19 protein-coding genes are annotated in these 19,831 nt (G+C 73.8%); 8 read left to right on the top strand and 11 right to left on the bottom strand.

Annotated features, from left to right (window positions below; translation table 11 throughout):
* Positions 1–2: 2 nt before the first annotated feature.
* The 10 genes from H3H34_RS08075 to H3H34_RS08030 all read right to left on the bottom strand — a co-directional run bounded on the left by H3H34_RS08075 (position 3) and on the right by H3H34_RS08030 (position 13,145).
* Entirely contained in the window at positions 3–1,517 is a 1,515-nt protein-coding gene (locus tag H3H34_RS08075) for a GspE/PulE family protein (protein ID WP_194744737.1), read from the bottom strand.
* A complete protein-coding gene (gene gspD / locus H3H34_RS08070; RefSeq protein ID WP_194744736.1) occupies positions 1,514–3,766 on the bottom strand; it encodes a type II secretion system secretin GspD in 2,253 nt (750 codons plus the stop codon). The genes H3H34_RS08075 and gspD overlap by 4 nt, the downstream gene beginning before the upstream one ends.
* Positions 3,763–4,359 carry a type II secretion system protein N gene (locus H3H34_RS08065; protein ID WP_194744735.1) on the bottom strand — a complete coding sequence of 199 codons (597 nt, stop codon included), beginning with the start codon at positions 4,357–4,359 and terminating at the stop codon, positions 3,763–3,765. Before H3H34_RS08065 ends, gspD begins: the two co-directional genes overlap by 4 nt.
* A gap of 165 nt (positions 4,360–4,524) precedes the next feature.
* Positions 4,525–5,487 (bottom strand): prepilin peptidase, encoded by a 963-nt coding sequence (locus H3H34_RS08060; protein WP_194744734.1) that lies wholly within the window; start codon positions 5,485–5,487, stop codon positions 4,525–4,527.
* Between the two features lie 76 nt (positions 5,488–5,563).
* Positions 5,564–7,102 carry a long-chain-fatty-acid--CoA ligase gene (locus tag H3H34_RS08055; RefSeq protein ID WP_194744733.1) on the bottom strand — a complete coding sequence of 513 codons (1,539 nt, stop codon included), beginning with the start codon at positions 7,100–7,102 and terminating at the stop codon, positions 5,564–5,566.
* Between the two features lie 62 nt (positions 7,103–7,164).
* The gene (locus H3H34_RS08050; protein ID WP_194744732.1) at positions 7,165–7,902 is read right to left on the bottom strand and encodes a PEPxxWA-CTERM sorting domain-containing protein; all 738 of its coding nucleotides are present in this window, start codon (positions 7,900–7,902) and stop codon (positions 7,165–7,167) included.
* 104 nt (positions 7,903–8,006) lie between these two features.
* Positions 8,007–9,548, bottom strand: coding sequence for a cryptochrome/photolyase family protein (locus tag H3H34_RS08045; protein ID WP_207790817.1), 1,542 nt, complete (start codon positions 9,546–9,548; stop codon positions 8,007–8,009).
* Between the two features lie 53 nt (positions 9,549–9,601).
* The gene (locus H3H34_RS08040; protein WP_194744731.1) at positions 9,602–10,090 is read right to left on the bottom strand and encodes a glycosyltransferase; all 489 of its coding nucleotides are present in this window, start codon (positions 10,088–10,090) and stop codon (positions 9,602–9,604) included.
* Complete coding sequence (locus H3H34_RS08035) at positions 10,087–10,569, bottom strand: glycosyltransferase family protein (protein ID WP_194744730.1); 483 nt, start codon at positions 10,567–10,569, stop codon at positions 10,087–10,089. The genes H3H34_RS08040 and H3H34_RS08035 overlap by 4 nt, the downstream gene beginning before the upstream one ends.
* 110 nt (positions 10,570–10,679) lie before the next feature.
* The gene (locus H3H34_RS08030) at positions 10,680–13,145 is read right to left on the bottom strand and encodes a penicillin-binding protein 1A (protein WP_235945496.1); all 2,466 of its coding nucleotides are present in this window, start codon (positions 13,143–13,145) and stop codon (positions 10,680–10,682) included.
* 121 nt (positions 13,146–13,266) lie between these two features.
* On the opposite strand from H3H34_RS08030, the gene cobA reads away from it, so the two are divergent.
* The 7 genes from cobA to dcd all read left to right on the top strand — a co-directional run bounded on the left by cobA (position 13,267) and on the right by dcd (position 18,446).
* Positions 13,267–14,082, top strand: a complete 816-nt coding sequence (gene cobA / locus H3H34_RS08025; protein WP_194744729.1) for a uroporphyrinogen-III C-methyltransferase — start codon at positions 13,267–13,269, stop codon at positions 14,080–14,082.
* Positions 14,079–14,363, top strand: coding sequence for a DUF2849 domain-containing protein (locus H3H34_RS08020; RefSeq protein ID WP_194744728.1), 285 nt, complete (start codon positions 14,079–14,081; stop codon positions 14,361–14,363). Before cobA ends, H3H34_RS08020 begins: the two co-directional genes overlap by 4 nt.
* On the top strand, positions 14,363–15,994 hold the full coding sequence (locus H3H34_RS08015; protein ID WP_194744727.1) for a nitrite/sulfite reductase: 1,632 nt from the start codon (positions 14,363–14,365) through the stop codon (positions 15,992–15,994). The genes H3H34_RS08020 and H3H34_RS08015 overlap by 1 nt, the downstream gene beginning before the upstream one ends.
* Positions 15,987–16,541 carry a DUF934 domain-containing protein gene (locus H3H34_RS08010; RefSeq protein WP_194744726.1) on the top strand — a complete coding sequence of 185 codons (555 nt, stop codon included), beginning with the start codon at positions 15,987–15,989 and terminating at the stop codon, positions 16,539–16,541. The genes H3H34_RS08015 and H3H34_RS08010 overlap by 8 nt, the downstream gene beginning before the upstream one ends.
* The gene (locus H3H34_RS08005) at positions 16,522–17,301 is read left to right on the top strand and encodes a phosphoadenylyl-sulfate reductase (RefSeq protein WP_194744725.1); all 780 of its coding nucleotides are present in this window, start codon (positions 16,522–16,524) and stop codon (positions 17,299–17,301) included. The genes H3H34_RS08010 and H3H34_RS08005 overlap by 20 nt, the downstream gene beginning before the upstream one ends.
* A 94-nt stretch (positions 17,302–17,395) precedes the next feature.
* The gene (locus tag H3H34_RS08000; RefSeq protein ID WP_194744903.1) at positions 17,396–17,869 is read left to right on the top strand and encodes a UPF0262 family protein; all 474 of its coding nucleotides are present in this window, start codon (positions 17,396–17,398) and stop codon (positions 17,867–17,869) included.
* A gap of 22 nt (positions 17,870–17,891) precedes the next feature.
* A complete protein-coding gene (gene dcd, locus H3H34_RS07995; RefSeq protein ID WP_194744724.1) occupies positions 17,892–18,446 on the top strand; it encodes a dCTP deaminase in 555 nt (184 codons plus the stop codon).
* 7 nt (positions 18,447–18,453) lie between these two features.
* On the opposite strand, the gene H3H34_RS07990 is transcribed toward dcd, so the two are convergent.
* On the bottom strand, positions 18,454–19,017 hold the full coding sequence (locus H3H34_RS07990; RefSeq protein WP_194744723.1) for a helix-turn-helix domain-containing protein: 564 nt from the start codon (positions 19,015–19,017) through the stop codon (positions 18,454–18,456).
* A 131-nt stretch (positions 19,018–19,148) separates the two neighbouring features.
* Between H3H34_RS07990 and H3H34_RS07985 the strand changes: the two genes are divergently transcribed.
* Positions 19,149–19,646 (top strand): DUF6456 domain-containing protein, encoded by a 498-nt coding sequence (locus H3H34_RS07985; protein ID WP_408033949.1) that lies wholly within the window; start codon positions 19,149–19,151, stop codon positions 19,644–19,646.
* Positions 19,647–19,831 lie beyond the last annotated feature (185 nt).

The following is a 19,831-nucleotide window of genomic DNA, read 5'->3' as shown; positions in this document are numbered from 1 at the left end:
CCTCATGCCGCGGCCGGGGCCTCGGCGCGCGGCGGCGCGGCGCCCGGAGGAGCGGCGCCCGGCGGCGGCGCGCTGCCGCGCTCCTCGAGGAAGAGGGGCATGGCTTCCTCAGGGGTGGTGCGGCGGGCGGCGACCAGCGCCCGGGCGGATTCAGGGAGGCTGCGGGTGAGGCCGGCCGCCTCGATCGCGGCTTCGCTCGCGCCGTCGTTGACGAGGGCGCGGACGGCGGAGTCGATGCGGATGAGCTCGAACAGGCCCTGGCGGCCGACGAAGCCGGTCATGCGGCAGGCGGGGCAGCCGTTGGCACGGGCGACGGGGGTGCCGGGGGGAAGGCCGATGCGCCCGGCGAGCGCGGCGGCGAGCGGCTCTTCCGAATGGCAGGCGGGGCAGACGAGGCGGACGAGCCGCTGGGCGACCACCGCGCGCAGCGTGGCCGCGATGAGGAAGGGCTCGACTCCGAAGTCGCGCAGGCGGGTGATGGCGCCGGCGGCCGAGTTGGCATGGACGGTGGAAAGCACGAGGTGGCCGGTGAGCGCGGATTCGACGGCGACGCCCGCGGTCTCGCGGTCGCGGATCTCGCCGACCATGACGACGTCGGGGTCCTGGCGAAGGATGGCGCGCAGCCCCGCAGCGAAGGTGAGGCCGATGCGCGGGTCGACCTGGGTCTGGCCGACGCCGGGGACGGCGTATTCGACCGGGTCCTCGACCGTCAGGATGTTGCGGCGGCCGTCGTTCAGGAGCTTGAGCGCGGCGTAGAGGGTGGTGGTCTTGCCCGCGCCCGTGGGGCCGGTGACGAGGATCATGCCGTTGGGGCTGGCGAGCGCGGCGCGCAGGCCCGCCTCGGTCGCGGAGTCGAGGCCCAGCGTCTCGAGGGTCAGGCTGACGGCGGCCTGGTCGAGGATGCGGAGCACCACGCGCTCGCCGCCGCGGGCGGGCAGGGTGGAGACGCGGACGTCGGCCTGGCGGGCGCCGAGGGCGACCGAGATGCGGCCGTCCTGGGGGAGGCGGCGCTCGGCGATGTCGAGCCGGGCCATGACCTTGACCCGGCTGACGAGCATGGGGGCGACTTCGCCGGGCAGGCGGAGCACTTCCTCCATGACGCCGTCGCGGCGCATGCGCACGACGGTGCCGTCGGGCGCGGGCTCGAGGTGGATGTCGGACGCGCCCTGCTGGACCGCCTGGGCGACGAGCGCGTTGATGAGGCGGACGACGGGGGCCTCGTCGTCGCTGTCGAGGAGGTCGGCGGCATCGAGGCCGAGGAGGCCGCCCTCGCCAAGGCCCGAGGCCTCGGCGAGCGCGGCGATGCCGTCGGCGGCGTAGGTCTCGGCGAGCAGGCGGTCGAAGGCGGCGGCGTCGAGCCGGTCGAGGCCCGCAGGGACCCGGGCGGGGCCGAGGGCGCGGCAGGCCTCGGCGACGGCGGCGAGCGTGGCGGCAGGCGACAGGGCGAGCCGGCCGTCAGGGCGTGCGAGGACGCCGGCGCGGCGGGCGAAGGCGTAAGGGAGGCGGGGCGCGCTCATCCGGGCCGGGTGCCGTTCTTGGGCGAGAGGAGGGCGGGATCGGGCGCGGGCGGAGCGGCAGGTGGGTCCGCCGGCCGGGGGAAGGGGGGCTGGCCCTGGTATTCGGGGCCGGGGAAGGGGCGGGGCCGGTAGGGCGGCAGCGTGCGGAGATAGTCGAAGGCGAGCGCGTCGAGGCTGGAGAAGCCGGTCGTGGCCTCCTGCATCTCGCGCAGGTAGTTCCAGCGGTTGGCGGTGACGGCGGCGGCCTGCTCGCGGCCGCGGACGATGGTGGGGCGGAGGAAGACCATGAGGTTGGTCTTCTCGCGGCTGCTGCTGCGCGAGCGGAAGAGTTCGCCAAGCCCGGGGATGTCGCCGAGGCCGGGGACCTTCTGGAGCGAGCGGCGCTCCTGGTCGGACAGGAGGCCGCCGAGCGCGAGGATCTCGCCGTCGGCGACCGTGACGACGGTCTCGACCTCGCGCTTGTTGAGGACGAAGTCGCGCTCGGCGACGGTCGAGGCGATGGAGGAGACGGTCTGGCGGATCTCGAGGCGGATGGTGCCGCCGGCGTTGATCTGCGGGCGGACCACGAGCTGGACGCCGACGTCCTGGCGCTGGACGGTGCGGAAGCTGTTGTCGAGGTTCTGGCCGAGCGCCTCGCCGGTGGTGATGGGGATTTCCTGGCCGACGAGGAGCCGGGCCGGCTGGTTGTCGAGCGCCACGACCGAGGGCGTGGCGAGGATGTTGGAGGCCGCGTCGTTGCGGGCGGCGCTCACGATGGTGCCGAAGACGGCGTTGCCGACGTTCCAGCTGAAGACGCCGGCGCCGCCGGCGACGGGGGAGGCGGCGGCGGCGCGGATGGCGTTCTGGACGAGGGCGTTGGCGAGCGTGGGGTTGGCGATGGCGCCGCGCTCGACCGCGACTGCGCCGGCGAGCGCCAGGATGTCGGGCCCGGCGTTGGTGAAGTTGGCGGCAAGGAAGGGGGTGGCGGCGTCGGCGGGCTTGGCCAGCCACTGGACTCCGAGCTGGCGGGCGAGCGAGTCGGAGATCTCGACGATGATGGCCTCGACCTGGACCTGGGCGCGGACCTGGTCGAGCTGGCGGACGACCTCGCCGAGCTCGCGCTGGACGTCGGCGCGGGCGGAGATGACGAGGGCGTTGGCGCCGTCGTAGCGGGCGATGATGGCCTGGCGCGGGCGGGGGCCGGCGGCGACGCCGAGGTCGGCGCCGGCGGCGGGCAGGGCCTGGACCTGCGGGACGGGCGCGGGGGCGCCGCCGGCATCGCGCGGGGCGGCGCCGAAGGGAGTGCCGGCGAGCGCGGAGAGGGGGGCGGTGGAGGCGGTGGGGTTGGGCGTGGGCGTCTGGCCGACGAGGGACTGGAGGACGGGGAGGATCGAGGCGGCGTCGGCGTGCTCGAGGAAGATGACGCGGGTCTCGGCGCCCTCGGCGGCGCGGCGGTCGAGCTCGGTGGCGAGCGCGACCATCTGGGCGACGATGGCGGCGTCTCCGCGGATGGCGATGGCGTTGGCGGCGTCGATCGCGACGACGGTGGCCGTCGGGCCCATGTTGTCGGCGCCGCGGCTGCGGCGGAGGAGCTGCTCGAGCGCCTGGGCGACTTCGCGCGGGCCGGCGTGCTTCAGGGCGACGAGGCGGGTGCCCGAGCGGTCGCGGTCGATCTCGCGCAGGGTGGCGCGGGCGCGGGCGACGACGTCGGCGAAGTCGGTGACGATGATGGCGTTGCCGGCGCGGTTGGCGGCGACCGTGCCATTGCGGCTGAGGACGGGGCGGAGCGATTCGACCGCCGAGTTCGAGTCGATGTTGGCCAAGGGGATGACGGCGGTGACGAAGCGGTCGCCGCCCCGGACCGAGCCGGCCCCGGCTTCGGCGGGCTGGACGCGATACTGGCCGGCGCCCGTGGGGACGGCGACGAACCCGTTGGCGCGCAGCGTGGCGAGGAAGAGCTCGAAGTAGGCGGCGCGCGAGAGGGGCCGGTCGGAGATGACGGAGACGCTGCCGGAGACGCGCGGGTCGATGACGAAGCTCGCGCCGGTGACGCGGGCGACATCGGCGATGAAGGTGCGGATGTCGACGTCGCGCAGGTTGAGGGTGGGCTCCGACGCTGGCGCCGGGGCGGCGGGCGGCGCGGGCGGGCCGGGCTGGCGCGGCGGCTGCTGGGCGGCGAGCGGGGCGGGCGCGAGCGCGAGGCAGGCGGCGGTGGCGGCAGCGAGGTGCCGAGGTGCGCGGCGGGGCCGGGGGCGGTGGGGAAGGATCAATCGGCGTCTCCGGGGGCGGGCGCGGGCTCGAGCGCGGGTTCGTCTGGCATGGCGGGCGCGGGCGCGGCGGGCGTGGCCGGGCCGGGTGACGGCATGGCGGCCGGGGGCGGGGGCGGGGGCGGGGGGGACGAGAAGACGGCCGGGAACGGGCCGGAGGCCTGGTCGAGCCAGAGGGTCTCGGGCGTGCCGGCGCGGTCGAGGATGACGTGGTCGCCGTGGACGGCGGTGAGCGCGACGCCGTCGAGCACGGTCTCGCCGGGCTCGCGGATCTCCTGGCGGCCGTCGGGCCCGGCGAGGATGGCGACGCCGCGGCCGGAGATGGGGTCGAGGCGGACGCCCTTCAGCACGAGGGGGAGGGCGGTGACGGGGAGCTCCTCGGCCGCGGGCGCGGGCGGGGTGCGGGAGAAGGGATCGAATCGGGCGAGGATGGCGGGATCAGGGGGCGGCGCGGCACGGGGGAGCGGCGGCACTGGCTGGCGAAGCGCGGCGGCCGCGCGCACGCCGAGGAGGACGGTGAGCGCGAGGAGGAGGGCGAGGACGAGGAGGGCGAGCGGCGGGAGCGGCAGGCGGAGCGCGGCGGAGCGGGCAGTCATGCGCGGTCTCCCTTCACGGCGGGCGGGGCGGGTGCCGGCCCGGCGCCGCGGCCGCCTTGCGGCAGAAGTCTTACAGTTCGGTTGCGGCGGAGGCCATGGCGCGCGGGCGGGGCGGGAGCCGAAGGAGCCGAGGGGGACGAGGGGGCGCGGGCGGGCATGGGCTCCTCAGCTTGCGTCGGCGAGCGCGGCGGCGAGCCAGAGCGGCCAGGCGGCGGCGGCGAGGAAGGCGCCGAGGGGCACCTCCGGCCAGCCGGCTTGCGGCGGGCTGGCAAGGCCTTCCCCGGGCCCCTGCCCGGCGCCCCGCCCGCCCTGCCCGGCCGCCTGCCCGGCGCCTGCCCCTGCGCCTCCCGCGCCTGCCCCTGCGCCTCCCGCGCCTGGCCCGGCCGTCTGCCCTGCGCCCTGCCCTGCTCCCACTGCCGTGCCTTCCGCGCCTGCCCCGGCCCGCGCCCGAACGAACGCGGCCCAGAGGAGGCCGGCAAGGGCCGCCAGCAGCAGCAACGGCGGAAGAAGGACGGGGTTTACCCAGGCGCCAAGGGCGGCGGCGAGCTTGACGTCGCCAAGCCCGAGCCCCTCGCAGCCGCGGAGCCGGAAGTGGGCTTCGCGGACGAGCCAGAAGAGGAGGAGGAAGCCGCCGGCGGCGGCGGCCTGGGCGGGGAAGCCGGACGGATCGCGGGCGAGCGACAGGCCGAGGCCGAGGGCGAGCAGCGGCAGGGTGAGCCAGTCGGGCAGCCAGTGGTGGCGCAGATCGAGCGCGGCCGCGGCAAGGAGGAGCCAGCCGAAGAGCGCGCCGGCAAGGCCGGGGCCGGGGCCGAGGAGGCCGAGGGCCAGCGCGCCGACGAGGGCGGCGGCGGCCTCGAGCGCGGGGTGGACGGGATCGATGGCGGTGCCGCAGTGGCGGCAGCGCCCGCGCTGGGCGGCGAAGGCGAGGAGGGGCAGGAGCGCGGCGGCGGGGAGGGGCGCGCGGCAGGAGTCGCAGCGGGAGCGGCCGGTGAGCGGCAGGCCTTGGGCTGCGCGGACGACGAGGGTGGCGAGGAAGCTGCCGACCGCGAGGCCGAGGAGGCCGCCGAGGCCCGCGAGCCACGGGCTTCCGGGCGGGAGGAGGGAGGCCAGGGGCCAGGGGCCGGGCATGGCCGTGTTGACGGCCGCTCGCGCGCTTCTGTCAAGGCGCGCGAGGGGCGGGCGCGGGACGCGGGGACGGCGACGGTCAGGCGACCTGGCGGTCCATGCCCTCCCAGTAGGGCTTGCGGAGCTCCTTCTTGAGGATCTTGCCCGAGGGGTTGCGCGGCAGCTCGGCGACGAAATCGACCGACTTCGGGATCTTGTAGCCGGCAATGAGGGGACGGCAGTGGGCGATGAGCTCGTCTGCGGTGGCTTGCGCCCCTTCCTTCAGGACGACGATGGCCTTGACCGCCTCGCCCCACTTCGGATCGGGCACGCCGATGACGGCGGCGTCCTTCACTGCCGGGTGGGTGTGGAGCGCGTTCTCGACCTCGGCGGGGTAGATGTTCTCCGCACCCGAGACGATCATGTCCTTCACCCGGTCCTGGATGTAGAGATAGCCGTCTTCGTCCATGTAGCCGGCGTCTCCGGAGAGATACCAGCCGTCGCGGATGGCCTTCGCGGTTGCCTCCGGCCTGTTGTGATAGCCGGCCATGACCGAGACGGAGCGGATGGCGATTTCGCCGATGGTGCCGCGGGGGAGCTCGCGCATGTCGGAATCGACGATCCGGATCTCGTTGCCGGGGAAGGGCTTGCCGCAGCCCTTCATGCGGGCGTTGCCCTCGACGCTGTGGTCCTCGGGCGGGAGGTAGACGACGGTGCCGGAGGTTTCGGTGGCACCATAGCACTGGACGAACTGGGCGTTGGGGAAGCGGGCGATCGAGCGGGAGAGGACGTCCAGGGGGATGGGCGAGGCGCCGTAGAGGAGGGCGCGGACGCAAGCGAAGTCGGCGCCCTGGGCGGACGGGTCATTGAGGATCATGTTGAGGACGGCGGGCACTGCGAACATGCGCGTGACCCGGTGGGTGGCGATGGCTTCGACCATGGCCGGGATCTCGGGGCGGGGGAGGATGACCATGGTGGCGCCCGCGTGGAGCGCGTGGAGCGCCCAGCCGGTGCCGCCGATGTGGAAGAGCGGCATGGCGACGAGCGCCACGTCATCGTCGCGCCAGAGCGACCAGGATTCGCCGGTGAGCGCGCCCTTGGCGATGGTGCCAAGCAGGCTGCGGTTGGTGAGGAGGGCGCCCTTGGGAAAGCCGGTGGTGCCCGACGTGTAGAGCTGGAGGGCGACGGTTTCGGGGCCGGTGTCGGCGAGGGCGTCCTCGGGGGTGGCGCTGGCGAGGAAGGCGTCGAACTCGTCGGTCCAGACGATGGTGAGGCCGTGCGCGCCGGCGCCGGCGATGACGGGGCCGAAGGCGCGGTCGGCGAGCAGGAGGCCGATGCCGGCGTCGTCGAGGACATAGGCGACCTCGCCGGCGACGAGCCGCCAGTTGATGGGAGTCATGATGGCACCCAGCCGGAAGCAGGCGCACATGAGGACGACGTAGGCCGGGTGGTTGAGCCCCATGTGGCCGACCCGGTCGCCGGGCTTCACGCCCGCCTTGCGGAGCGCACCGGCGGCGGCAAGGACGCGGGCGTGAAGGCCCGCCCAGGTCTCGGCGGTGCCCTCGTAGAGGATGGCGGTGCGGTCGGGCGTGGCGGCGGCCCAGTGGGCCGTCATGTCGGCGAGACGGGCGAATTCCATGGCTGAACCTCCCGGGAGCGCCTTGTGCCGCAGGCGGGCGCGCCATGCCGCTCGCGGTTGCGCTAGGCCGAAAGCGGCCGGCGCTGGCGGCTGAGCGCGACGCCGACGATGCCGAAGCCGGCGACGAACATGGCCCAGGTGGCGGGCTCGGGGACGAAGGCGTAGGCGAAGCTCGCGGCGAAGCTTGCCCGGGCGATCTCGAGCACGGCCCCGGGGGAGAGGACCAGGGCGAGCTCGAGGCTGGCGGCGCGCGAGAGTGAATCGGCGCCGAAGGGGCCGGTGAAGAAGCCGCCGGAGAGGTCGGCGGAGTCGCCGAAGCTTGCCGGAAGCGTGCCGGAGACTCCGGTTCCAGCGAAGCGGAAGGTCCAGGTGCCGAAGGCGTTGGCGAAGGCCAGCCGCCCCGCGGTCTGGACCGAGAGGTCGATGCTGCCGGCAAGGCGGAAGGCGAGGGGGGCGTCTGCCGCGCCCTCGTTCACGAAGCGCAGGAGGGGGGCGGCCTCGAGGCCGGCGGTGGCGGCGTGGACGCCGTAGGCCGGCTGGGCGAGCGCCGCGCACTCGGCGAGCCCGGCAAAGCCACCGGCGGCGAAGACTCCGCCGGCGGAGGCCGCGCTGCCGCCGGCGCCGTCGGCGAGACCGAAGTCGAGGATCTCGACGGGCGCGAAGCTGAGGAGGGTGAGGCCGGCGGCGGTCGCCCCGTGGGCGACCGTGGTGCTGCCAGTGGCAGACGCAAAGGCAAAGGGAAGCGCGGCTGCGGGCGCGGCGAGGAAGGTGGCGAGAGCGGCAGCGGGCGCGAGCTTCATGTGACGGCCCCCTGACAGACACTGCGTGGGGCGGTAGCCGCGGGCCGTTGCCGGACGGCGTCGGGGCGGCCCCCCGATGCGGCCTGCTGCCGCGGGCGGCGCCGTCAGGAGAGGGTGGCGAGGAAGGCGGCGGCGTCGTCGCGGATGGCCTGCTGGCGGGCAGGCGGGAAGCGGCGCCAGGCATCGAGCGTGCGCCACATGCGCTGGTTCGACGCGAAATGGCGTTCGTTCCGGGCGATGAAGTCCCAGTAGAGGCGGTTGAAGGGGCAGGCCCCCTCACCGGTCTTCGCCGTCACGTCGAAGCGGCAGTGGCGGCAGTGGTCGCCCATGCGGCGGATGTAGGCGCCCGACGCCGCGTAGGGCTTGGAGCCAAGGAGGCCGCCATCGGCCCACTGGCTCATGCCGATGACGTTGGGCGCCTCGACCCATTCGTAGGCATCGGCATAGACGACGAGGAACCATTCGTGGACGTGGAAGGGGTCGACGCCCGCGAGCAGGGCGAAGTTGCCGAGCACCATGAGGCGCTGGATGTGGTGGGCGTAAGCCAGGTCGCGCGTCTGGGCGAAGGCCGAGTCGAAGCAGGCCATGCCGCTTGCGCCCTGCCAGTAGATGGCCGGAAGCGGGCGGGTGGCGGCAAGGGCGTTGCGGCGGACGTAATCCGGCCCTTCGGCGAGGTAGATGCACCGCACATATTCGCGCCAGCCGAGGATCTGGCGGACGAAGCCCTCGACGGCGTTCAAGGGCGCGTGGCCGGCGGCGTGGGCGGCGAGCGCCGAGTCGACGAGCTCGCGCGGGGTGAGGAGGCCGAGGTTGAGGGCAGGCGAGAGGAGCGAGTGGAAGAGCGTCTCCTGCCCATGGGCGAGCGCGTCCTGGTAGTCTCCGAAAAGGGGCAGGCGGTGAGTGACGAAGTCGGCGAGGGCGGCGAGGGCGTCGCTGCGGGTGACGGGCCAGGCGAAGCGGTCAAGCGTGCCGAAGTTCGACGGAAAGCGGGCTGCGACCATGGCGAGCACCTGCGCCGTGATGGCATCGGGCGGGAAGCGCGGGGGCGGGGGCGGGACGAGGCCCCTCGGCAGCGGCCTGCGGTTCTCGGAATCGAAGTTCCACCGGCCGCCGACGGGTTCATCGCCGGCCATGAGGACTCCGGTTTCGCGGCGCTGCCAGCGGTAGAAGTCCTCGAGGCGCAGCCGGCGGCGGCCCGCGCGCCAGGCGGCGAAGGCGGGGAGCGAGACGAGGAAGCGGTCGTCCTCGCAGATGGTGGCGCCGGGGATGGCGCGCTGGAGGGCGCGGACGCGGTGCTCGCCGGCTTCCGTCATGCGGATGGCGGTGGCGCCGTGGCGGGCGGCGGCGGCGCGGATGGCGGAATCGAGGCCGGGCGGTGCGTCGGGGTCGTCGAGGCGGTGGTAGGCGACATGCCAGCCGTCGGCGCGGAGCGCCTCGGCAAAGTGGCGCATGGCCGCGAAGACGAGGGCGAGCTTCTGCCGGTGGTGGGGGACGTAGGAGGCTTCCTCCATGACCTCGGCCAGGAGGATGACCGAGGAGGCGCGGTCGGCGCCGCGGAGGCTGGCAAGGGTGGGGGTGAGCTGGTCGCCGAGGACGGGGAGGAGGAGCACGGGTGTGCGGGTGGCGCGGGCGCGCGCGATGTGCAACGGGCGCCTCTGCCGCAGCCGGCAGACGCGACCGGACGGTGTGGCGCGGGGCGTCAGCCGAGGATGAAGCGGCGGACGGCGGCGATGAGCTCGGGGCTGGCGGTGGCCGAAAGCGCGGCCTCGGGCGCCTCTGGCGCGGCGAGGAGGCGGTCGAGGAGGGCGGGAAGCTCCCGCTCGTCGGCTGCCACGTGGAGGCCCGGCCGGCCGGCGAACTTCTCGGCGGTGGCGAGCTGGTGCTCGTTCCGGTGCTCGCCGAGGCTGGCGCGGCGCGGCAGCATGAGGAGGGGCTTCATGGCGGTGAGGGCGGAGATGATCGAGCCCATGCCGGCGTGCGCCACCATGAGCCGGCAGGCGGCGACCTTCTCCTCGTAGAGGCGGGCGGGGAGGAACTCGGCCCATTCCATGTGGGCCGGGCGGTAGCTCGCGGGCGTGAGCGCGCCGAGCTGGCCGAAGACCGGCATGGTGGCCGTGGCCGCCCACTGGTCGACGGCGCGGACCAGCCGGTCGAAGGGCTCCTGGGTGCCGACGGTGAGGAAGATCACAGGACCTGGCCCTCGTAGCGGGGGCCGCCGGGCCGGGCGAGCTCGGGCCACTGGGTGAGCCACAGGTGGGCGATGGGGCCGGCGCGGGCGCCGGAGAGGGAGAGCTCCTTCGCGTTGGCGATGCTGTCGAGCCACAGGGTGCGCGCGCCGAGGAGGCGGCCGAAGCGGATGGCGAAGTAGCCGACCGAGGCGCCGGTCGTGACGATGACGTCGGGCCGGAGGCGGAGGAGGAGGAGGAGAACCTCGACGGCCTGGCGCAGGAGGCGGAGCTTCTGCCAGCGGTTGGCATCGGTGAGGACGTGGTAGCCGGGTGCGGGCTGGCCGCGGGATGCGGCGAGACGGGCGACATGGTCCCGGAAGTCTGCCGAGGTGGTGGCGTAGGCGACTTCGCAGCCGTCCCAGGCGGGGGCGAGCCGGAGCAGCTGGATCCAGTGGCCGCCGGCGGAGGCGACGGCGAGGACGCGGGGGCTGCCGCTCATGGGCGCGTCGGCCGCAGGCGCGCCGGGCGGAGCGGGGCCGGGCGGAGCATGCGGCTGCGTCTAGCCAGCGGGGCGGGAGCTGCCAAGCGCTGCGGGCGGTTGACGGCGGTTCAGTAGATGCCCCCATGCTCGGCGAGGAAGTCGCGGTCGGTGCGGATGGCGCGGCCGGCGCCGGCGGCAAGCGGGGGCGGCGGCGGCGGGCCGACGATGCGGCGCGGCTCGGTCTCGGGCTTGAAGGCCTCCCAGATGACCGCGGCCTTGGGCGCATCGGACGGCCACACGCCGAAGACGCGCCGGCCCGAGCGGCGGTCGATGCGGACCATGCGGATTCCGGCAGGCGCGAGGAAGGGCGAGGGCTCGGGCGGGTCCTCGGCGTAGGTCGCGGTGTACCAGTCGCGCCAGATGGGGACGGCGACATTGCCGCCCTGGACCCAGCCGCCGAGGTTCTGCGGCCGGTCGAAGCCCATGTAGAGCCCGGCGACGATGTCGGACGTGCCGCCGACGAACCAGACGTCCTTCGGACCCGTCGTGGTACCGGTCTTGCCCATCAAGGGCACGCCGAGGTTGTTGAGGCGGGTGGCGGTGCCGCGCTCGACCACGCCTTCGAGCATGTGGACGACCTGGTAGGCGGTGCGCGGGTCGAGGACCTGGCGGCGGGTGTCGACCGGCTGCGGCATGGCCTGGCCCTTCCAGGGCGCGCGGCAGCCGGGGCAGCGGCGGGTGTCGGCCTGGAAGATGGGGCGGCCGTTGCGGTCCTGGACGAGGTCGAAGACGACGGGCTCGATCTCCTTCCCCCCGTTCACCAGCATGGAATAGGCGTTGACGAGCTTCATGGGCGTCGTCTCGCCGGCGCCGAGCGCGATCGCGAGGACCGGCTGGTAGTCGCCGATGCCGAGGTCCCTGGCGAGCTTGACCACCCTGTCCATGCCGGTCTGGGCGGCGATGCGCACCGTCATGAGGTTCCGCGACTGCTCGAGGCCCCAGCGCATGGTCTGGAGGCCCGCCGAGCCGCCGCCGAAGTTCCGGAAGCATTTCCGCCCCAGCCGCGCCGACTGGTAGACGCAGAAGGTGCCATCCGAGACGAGGCTTGCCGGCGTCATGCCGGCCTCGAGGCCGGCGGCGTAGACGAAGGGCTTGAAGGCGGAGCCGGGCTGGCGCAGCGCCTGGGTGGCGCGGTTGAAGCTGGCGCCGCGCGAATCGAACCCGCCGACCATGGCGAGGACGCGGCCGCTGTGGGCCTCCTGGACGACGAGGGCGCCGGAGACGAGCGGGATCTGCCGCAAGCCCCAGCTGCCGGCGCCGGTGGGCGCAACGGGGACGACGTCACCGGGCTTCAGCTGCTGGTGGGCGGGGACGCCGCCGCGGGACATCATGGCGTCTCCGGCGAACATGGTGCCCGTCGAGCCGTCCTCGAAGCCGAGGCGGAAGCCGCCGCCGGTGCGGGCGAGGATGACGGCGGCGCGCCAGCTCTCGTAGCCGACGGGAAGGTCGAGCGCGCGCAGGCGTGCGGGCCAGCCGTCGCCGAGGTCGATGGTGGCGGCAGGCCCGCGCCAGCCGCGCAGCCGATCGTAGCGGACGAGGCCGTCACGCAGCGCCTTCTCGGCCGCCTTCTGGATTGCGGGGTCGATGGTGGTGCGGACCCAGAGGCCTCCGGCGTAGAGGCTGTTGGGGCCGTCCGCGGCCGTCTCGCCGAAGCGGGCGATGAGCTGGCGGCGGACCTCCTCCATGAAGTCGCGGCCGTAGGGCGCGACGTTGGCGGTGGCGCGCGGCTCGGCGGCAACCTGGATGGGAAGGGCCCGAAGGCGGGCGAGATCCTGGCGCGGGAGCCAGCCGTTCGCCGCCATCTCGCCCAGCACCCAGTTGCGGCGCTCGAGCGCGCGGGCGTAGTTGCGGCGGGGATCGAAGGCGGAGGGGGCCTTGGGGAGGCTGGCGAGGAAGGCGGCCTCGTGCGCGGCGAGCTCGGCGGCCGGCTTGCCGAACCAGGTGCGGGCCGCGGCCTCGACTCCATAGGCGTTCCGGCCGAGGAAGATCTCGTTGAGGTAGAGCTCGAGGATCTGCTCCTTCGTCAGGATCTCCTCGATGCGGCGGGCGAGCACCGCCTCGCGCAGCTTGCGGGTGAGGGTGACCTCGTTCGAAAGAAGCAGGTTCTTGGCGACCTGCTGGGTGATGGTGGAGGCGCCGACCGGGCGCGACTGGCCTGAGAAGAGGCCGCGGATGTTGGTGACGATGGCCGTCGCGATGCCGGGGAAGTCGAGGCCGCCGTGGGAGAAGAAGGTCTTGTCTTCCGCCGAGAGGAAGGCGTGGACGACGACCTGGGGGATCTCCTCGTAGGGGAGGAAGATGCGGCGCTCGCGGGCGAAGGCAAAGAGGGGCTCGCCGGTGCTGCTGCGGATCTGGGTGGGAAGCGGCGGCTGGTAGGCGGCGAGCCGCGCGGCATCGGGCAGGTTGCGGAAGAGGGTGGCCCAGAGGAGGCCGGCGGCGACGGCGCCCACCACGAGGAGCGCCGCGGCGGCCACCGCGAGCCGGCGGAGCCAGCGGCCGCGGGCGGAGCGGGCGGGCCGATCGGGCGCGTGCATGGCCGCACCCTAGTCCGTTCCCCGGGATTCGGCAAAAGCGCGGGCGGAGCAGAAGACCGGCTTTGCGGGGGGCAAGGAGGCGTGGCTGGCGGCCGCGGGCGCTTCGGGCCAGTCGGGCGCCATGGCCGAGACTGCGGACGGACGCGTGATCCTGGTGGGCGCCGGGCCTGGCGCACCCGACCTTCTGACCCTGCGCGCGGTCCGTGCACTCGAGGCGGCCGACGTGGTGGTGCACGACGGGCTCGTCGACGGACGCGTGCTGGAGCTTGCGCCGGCGCACGCGCGGCGCGTGTCGGTTGCCAAGCGCCGCGACCGCCACACGCTGCCGCAGGAGGAGATCAACGCGCTTCTGGTCGCCGAGGCGAAGGCGGGCCGGGTGGTGGTGCGCCTCAAGGGGGGCGACCCCTTCGTCTTCGGGCGCGGCGGCGAGGAAGTGGCGGCGTGCCGCGCGGCGGGCGTGGCGGTCGAGGTGGTGCCGGGGGTGTCGGCTGCGCTGGGCTGCGCGGCGGACGCCCACCTGCCGCTGACCCACCGGGACCTTGCCTCGGCGGTGAGCTTCGTGGCCGGCACCTGCCAGGGCCTCAAGGAGCAGGACTGGCGGGGGCTTGCCGGGCCGGGGCGGACGCTCGTCGTCTACATGGGAGTGACGACGGCAGGTGCGATCGCCGAGAAGCTGATGGCGGACGGCGTGTCGCCCGACATGCCGGTTGCCATCCTCGAGCGGGGGACGCTGGATGGCGGGCGGGCGCTCAGGACGCTGCTTGCCGACCTTGGCGACGCCGTGGTGCGGGCGCGGGTGGCAAGCCCGGCGCTTCTCGTGGTGGGGCGGGTGGCGGGGCTTGCCAACGCCGAGGACCTGACCGGGCTTGCAGCGCTGGTTGCCGCCGGAAGGAGGGACGGGGTGCTGGCCGCCGGCGCGATGGAGCAGGCGGCGTGAGGCTCCTGACCGGCAACGTCTCGCGGACCGGCGAGGTCGTCTGGTGGGCGGGCGACCGCTGGAGCCCGGACGTGGCGGACGCGGTGGGTCTCGAGCCGGCCGAGGGCGAGGCGCTGCTCGCGCGCGAGGCGGTGGCCGAGAAGGTGAACGACCTTGCGCTCGTGGAGGCCGAGCCGGGGCCGGACGGGCGGCCGCGGCCGCGGCACATCCGCGAGCGGATCCGCGCCTTCGGGCCGACGGTCCGGCCCGACCTCGGCCGGCCGGGCAGGGACTGGCGCTGATGTACCGCTACGATGCGATCGACCGGGCGCTCGTGGACGCGCGGGTTGCCGAGTTCCGCGACCAGGTGGCCCGGCGGCTCTCGGGCGCGCTCGACGAAGACCATTTCAAGCCGCTCCGGCTCAAGAACGGGCTCTACCTCCAGCTGCATGCCTACATGCTGCGGGTGGCCATTCCCTACGGCACGCTCTCGTCGCGGCAGCTGCGGATGCTGGCCCATGTGGCCCGCCGCTACGACCGCGGCTACGGCCATTTCACCACCCGGCAGAACATCCAGTACAACTGGATCAGGCTCGAGGAGGCGCCCGACCTGCTCGCCGACCTCGCGTCGGTCGAGATGCACGCCATGCAGACGAGCGGCAACTGCATCAGGAACATCTCGGCCGACCAGTATGCCGGGGCGGCGGCGGACGAGGTGGCGGACCCGAGGCCCTGGGCGGAGCTTCTGCGGCAGTGGTCGACGCTCCACCCCGAGTTCAGCTACCTGCCGCGCAAGTTCAAGATCGCGCTGACCGGGAGCGCTGCGGACCGGGCGGCGATCCGCTTTCACGACATCGGCCTGCAGCTGGTGCGCGGGCCCGACGGGGCGCTCGGCTTCCGCGTGTTCGTCGGCGGGGGGATGGGGCGCACCCCCTTCGTTGCCCCCTTGATCCGCGACTTTCTGCCGGCCGGCGCGTTCCTCTCCTACATGGAGGCCATCCTTCGGGTCTACAACCGCTTCGGAAGGCGGGACAACATCTACAAGGCGCGGATCAAGATCCTGGTCCACGACCTCGGGGCGGAGGAATTCGCGCGGGCGGTTGAGGCGGAGCATGCGCACCTGCGGACGCTCGGGATCGACGCGCCGGAGGCCGAGGTGGAGCGCATCGCCGCCTTCTTTGCCGACCCGCCGTTCGAGACCGGGCTTGCCGACGCGGTCGAGGATGGTGGCGACCCGGCCTTTGCGGCCTGGCTTGCGCGGCAGGTGGAGCCGCACCGGGTGCCGGGTTACCGGATCGTCAACGTGAGCCTGAAGCCCGCCGGCGGAATCCCGGGGGATGCGAGCGCGGAGCAGATGGAGGCAGTGGCCGATCTTGCCGAGCGCTTCAGCTTCGACGAGGTCAGGGTGACGCACGCGCAGAACCTGGTGCTGCCGCACGTGCGGGCCGCCGACTTGAGGGCGGTCTACGAAGGCCTGGCGGCGGTGGGGCTTGCCGCGGCCAACCTTGGCCTTGCGAGCGACGTCATCGCCTGCCCGGGGCTCGACTATTGCACGCTGGCCAACGCGCGCTCGATCCCCGTGGCGATGGCGGTGGCGGACCGGCTGCGGCCGCGCGAGGCGGAGCTCGGCGAGCTGAAGATCAAGGTCTCTGGCTGCATCAACGCCTGCGGCCACCACCACGCCGGGCACATCGGGATTTTGGGTGTCGACCGGAAGGGGACGGAGAACTACCAGCTGCTGCTCGGCGGCTCGGGCGCGGAGGATGCGAGCATCGCGCAGATCCTGGGGCCGGGGTTCACGGCCGACGGGGTGGTCGACGCGGTGGCGAAGGTGACGGAGGTCTACCTGCGCGAGCGGCGGTCGGGCGAGCGCTTCCTCGACACCTTCCGGCGGATTGGCGCGCAGCCGTTCAAGGAGGCGGTCTATGGGTGAGGCTGCGGTGGCCGAGGCGGCGGTGGCTAAGGCGGTGGCTGAGGCGGCCGTGGCGGAAACGGCGGCGGTGGCGGCCGCAGTGGCGGAGGCCGGGCCCCGGCTGCTGGACGGGGGCATCCTTGCGCTGGACCCGCGGGCGCGGGCGGGGGCGCCCGAGCTCGTGATCGCGCCCGGGGAGGACGTGCGCGCGCATGGCGGCCTTGGCAACCTCGCGGTGATCGGCGTGGCCTTTCCGCGGTTCCGCGACGGGCGGGGCTATTCCTCGGCCAGGATCCTCCGGGAGAGTGGCTTTGCCGGCGACGTGCGGGCGGTGGGCGACGTGACGCTCGACCAGCTCCTGTTCCTGAAGCGGGCGGGCTTCTCGTCGGTGGCGCCCGAGCGGCCGATCGACCCTGCGGCCGCTGCCGTGGCGCTGGCGCGCTTTCCCGCCTTCTACCAGGGCGGGGCCGACGGCAGCGTGCCGGCCTTCGCGCTGCGGCACGGCACGGGATCCGGGCGGGGGCCGGCGGGGAGGAACGGCACGGGGCATGACGGCGCGGCTGGCTGAGGCCTCTGCGGACGGGCCGGGGGCGGCGCAGCGAGCGGACGGAGCGCCGGGCCGGTTCGGCCCTGCGGACGCCGGCCTGCTTGCCGCGCGCTATGCCGATGCCCCGGCCGAGGCGCTTGTCGCGGCGGCCTTCTCGGACCCGGCCTGGGGGCGGGTGTGCGTCGTCTCCTCGTTCGGGGCGGAGTCCGCGGTTCTTCTCGACATGGTGGCGCAGGTGGACCGGGCGGCCCCCGTGCTGTTTGTGGACACGGGCCGGCTGTTCCCGGAGACGCTCGCCTATGCGCGGGCGCTTTCCGCGCACCTCGGCCTCTCCGACGTGCGCTGGATTGCCCCTGAGGCGGACGAGCTGGCGCGGCTCGACCCCAGGGCGCTGCGCTGGAGCTACGACCCCGACGGCTGCTGCGACGTGCGCAAGGTGCGGCCGCTGGCCCGCGCGCTTCAGGGCTTTAACTGCTGGATTTCGGGCCGGAAGCGCTACCAGGCCGAGACTCGGGCGAACCTGCCCAAGGTGGAGGCGGATGGCGTGCGCCTCAAGCTGAACCCGCTGGCCGACTGGCCGGCAGCAGCCATCGCGGCGCGGGCGGCCGAGCGGAAGCTGCCGCCGCACCCGCTGGTGGCCGAGGGCTATCCCTCGATCGGCTGCATGCCGTGCACGACCCGGGTGGCGCCGGGCGAGGACCCGCGCGCCGGGCGCTGGCGCGGCTGGGACAAGACCGAGTGCGGGATCCACGCGCCGCCGGGGAGCGAGCCGGCCTTCTGAGGCGGGAGGCGAAGCGGGGCGGGGTGGCGGGTGCTTGCCACCGTTGCGCCGGATTTCCTAGGCAGGGGCCCGGTCACGGAAGCGCCGGGTGTTGCTGGACAGCCATCGGATCATCGCCATCGAGCTCGACGAGAGGACCGTCCTGTGGCGGAACGCCGATGTCGAGCAGGAGCGGCGCGTGGCGATCTTCGACCTGCTCGAGGGCAACAGCTTCCGGCCGCTCGGGATTGCCCACGATGGCCCCTACCGGCTGTTCCTCCGGGTGGAGGAGGGGCGGCTGGTGATGGAGATCTCCGACGAGGCGAAGGTGCCGCTGGGCGCGATCCAGCTGGGGCTTGCCCCCTTCCGGCGGACGGTGCGCGAGTATTTCGCGATCTGCGACAGCTATTACAAGGCGATCAGGAACGCGAGCCCGAGCGCCATCGAGACGATCGACATGGCCCGGCGCGGCATCCACAACGCAGCCGCCCAGCTGCTGCTCGAGCGGCTGGAGGGGAAGGTGGAGATGGACTTCGATACCGCGCGGCGGCTGTTCACGCTGATCTGCGTGCTGCACATCCGCCAGTGACGGAGCCAGGGAGGAGGCGGGCATGGGGGTAATGCCGGACTGGTGGATCCGCGAGCAGGCGCTGACGAACGGCATGATCGAGCCCTTCGTCGAGGCGCAGCGGCGCGAGGGGTGCGTCTCGTTCGGGCTGTCGTCCTACGGCTACGACGCGCGGGTGGCCGACGAGTTCAAGATCTTCACCAACGTGGACAATGCGCTCGTCGACCCGAAGGCCTTCTCGGCGGCGAGCTTCGTGGACCGCAAGCAGGCGGTGTGCGTGATCCCGCCCAATTCCTTCGTGCTGGCGCGGACGGTGGAATATTTCCGGATCCCGCGCGACGTGCTGGTCATCTGCCTCGGCAAGAGCACCTATGCCAGGTGCGGGATCATCGTGAACGTGACGCCGCTCGAGCCGGAGTGGGAGGGGCACGTGACGCTCGAGTTCTCGAACACCACGCCGCTTCCGGCGAAGATCTACGCGAACGAGGGGGCGTGCCAGTTCCTGTTCCTGAAGGGCGAGGGCGTGTGCGAGACGAGCTATGCCGACCGGGCGGGCAAGTACCAGGGCCAGCGCGGGGTGACGCTGCCGCGGCTGTGAGGCCGGACTAGAGGCGGCGGATGAGCATGGCGGCGCGGCCGATCCAGGGCGGATCGGCCACGACGACCTGGCGGCTGCCGGGCGCGGGCGGGAGGATCTGCAGGCGGCCGGCCTCGACGGCGGCGAGGCGGCCGAAGGCGAAGCGGCCGACCGGGCGGGGGACAAGGACATCGGTGTTGACGGCCTCGGCGAAGCGCTCGGGCGGCAGCTGCTCGAGCCAGAGCGTGTCGCCCGCACGATAGTCTCCGGCCGAGGCCTGGACGAGGAGGGCGATGGCGCCGGCGACGGGGACCGGGACCGGGGCCATGAGCGGGGCGGATGGGGCTTGTGCGCCGTCGCGGCCGAGGACGGCGGCGACGGGCAGGCTGGTGGCCGAGCGCTCCGGCAGGAGATCGGCCGGCGCGACGTCGAGGGCTTTTGCGATGCGCTCCATCCAGGGGAGGGTGAGGCGGCGCATGCCGGTCTCGAGGCGGCCGATGGTGACGGCGGTCGTGGGCGGATCGCAGCGTGCGGCGAGTTCGGCGAGCGTCAGTCCGCGCGCCTTGCGGAGCTCGCGCAGGCGTGACGTCATGATCCCTGTTCCTCCCCCAAGGTCTTCCCGGCCGTCTCCGGCGCCTTCGCTGCCTCTGGCTCTGGAAACCCCATGTCCTACACAAATGCCAATATGGCAAGACCGCGCGGCACTGTCGAGAGGAGACTGCCGTGATCGATGCGAAAGCCTATCCGAATCGGACAATCGGGCGCAGGCGGCTGGCACCTGCCGACGCGATCGACCGCCAGCTGGTCGCGGTCAACCTGGACGAATCGCCGCTCTCCTGGCTGCACCGGCGGAAGTTCATCGACGACCGCCAGCTGGCCGCGGGCGAGCGGCTGCGGCGCGACCATCATCTGGCCCGGCTGGATGCGCGCGTGACCATGCGCTGGGATCTCGCCGCACCTGCGGACAGCGCAGCGCCCCGCGGCGCGGACGCGCAGATCCTCGGCAGCCTTGCCGCCCGCGCCCGCTTCCATGCCGCCATGGAGGCGGTGGGGCCGGGGCTTGCCGACATCCTCTGGCGGGTGGTGTGCGCGGGCGAGGGCCTCGAGCCGGCCGAGAAGGGCCTGGGCTGGCCGGTGCGTTCGGGCAAGCTGGTGCTGGGCATGGCACTGGAGCGGCTGGCCCGGCACTATGAAAACCATAGTGGTTCTTTTTCTGCTTGACAAGCGTCACGCTCTGGTATAGGGGAGTGGTCACGCTCCGGAACTGGGTCTGGAGCGCCTCCCCTCCCCGACGGCCCGCCGCGCGACCCTCGCGCTGCCGGGCCACCTCCGGCCGCCGCCGGGGCCCCGCGCCCCGGCGGCGGCCCGCCTTTCCGCCCCCTGGCAGCCGGCCACGCCGGTATCAG

The organism is Thermaurantiacus tibetensis, from assembly GCF_015354055.1.
GTDB lineage: Bacteria > Pseudomonadota > Alphaproteobacteria > Sphingomonadales > Sphingomonadaceae > Thermaurantiacus > Thermaurantiacus tibetensis.
This window is presented reverse-complemented; position numbering and strand designations above follow the sequence as displayed.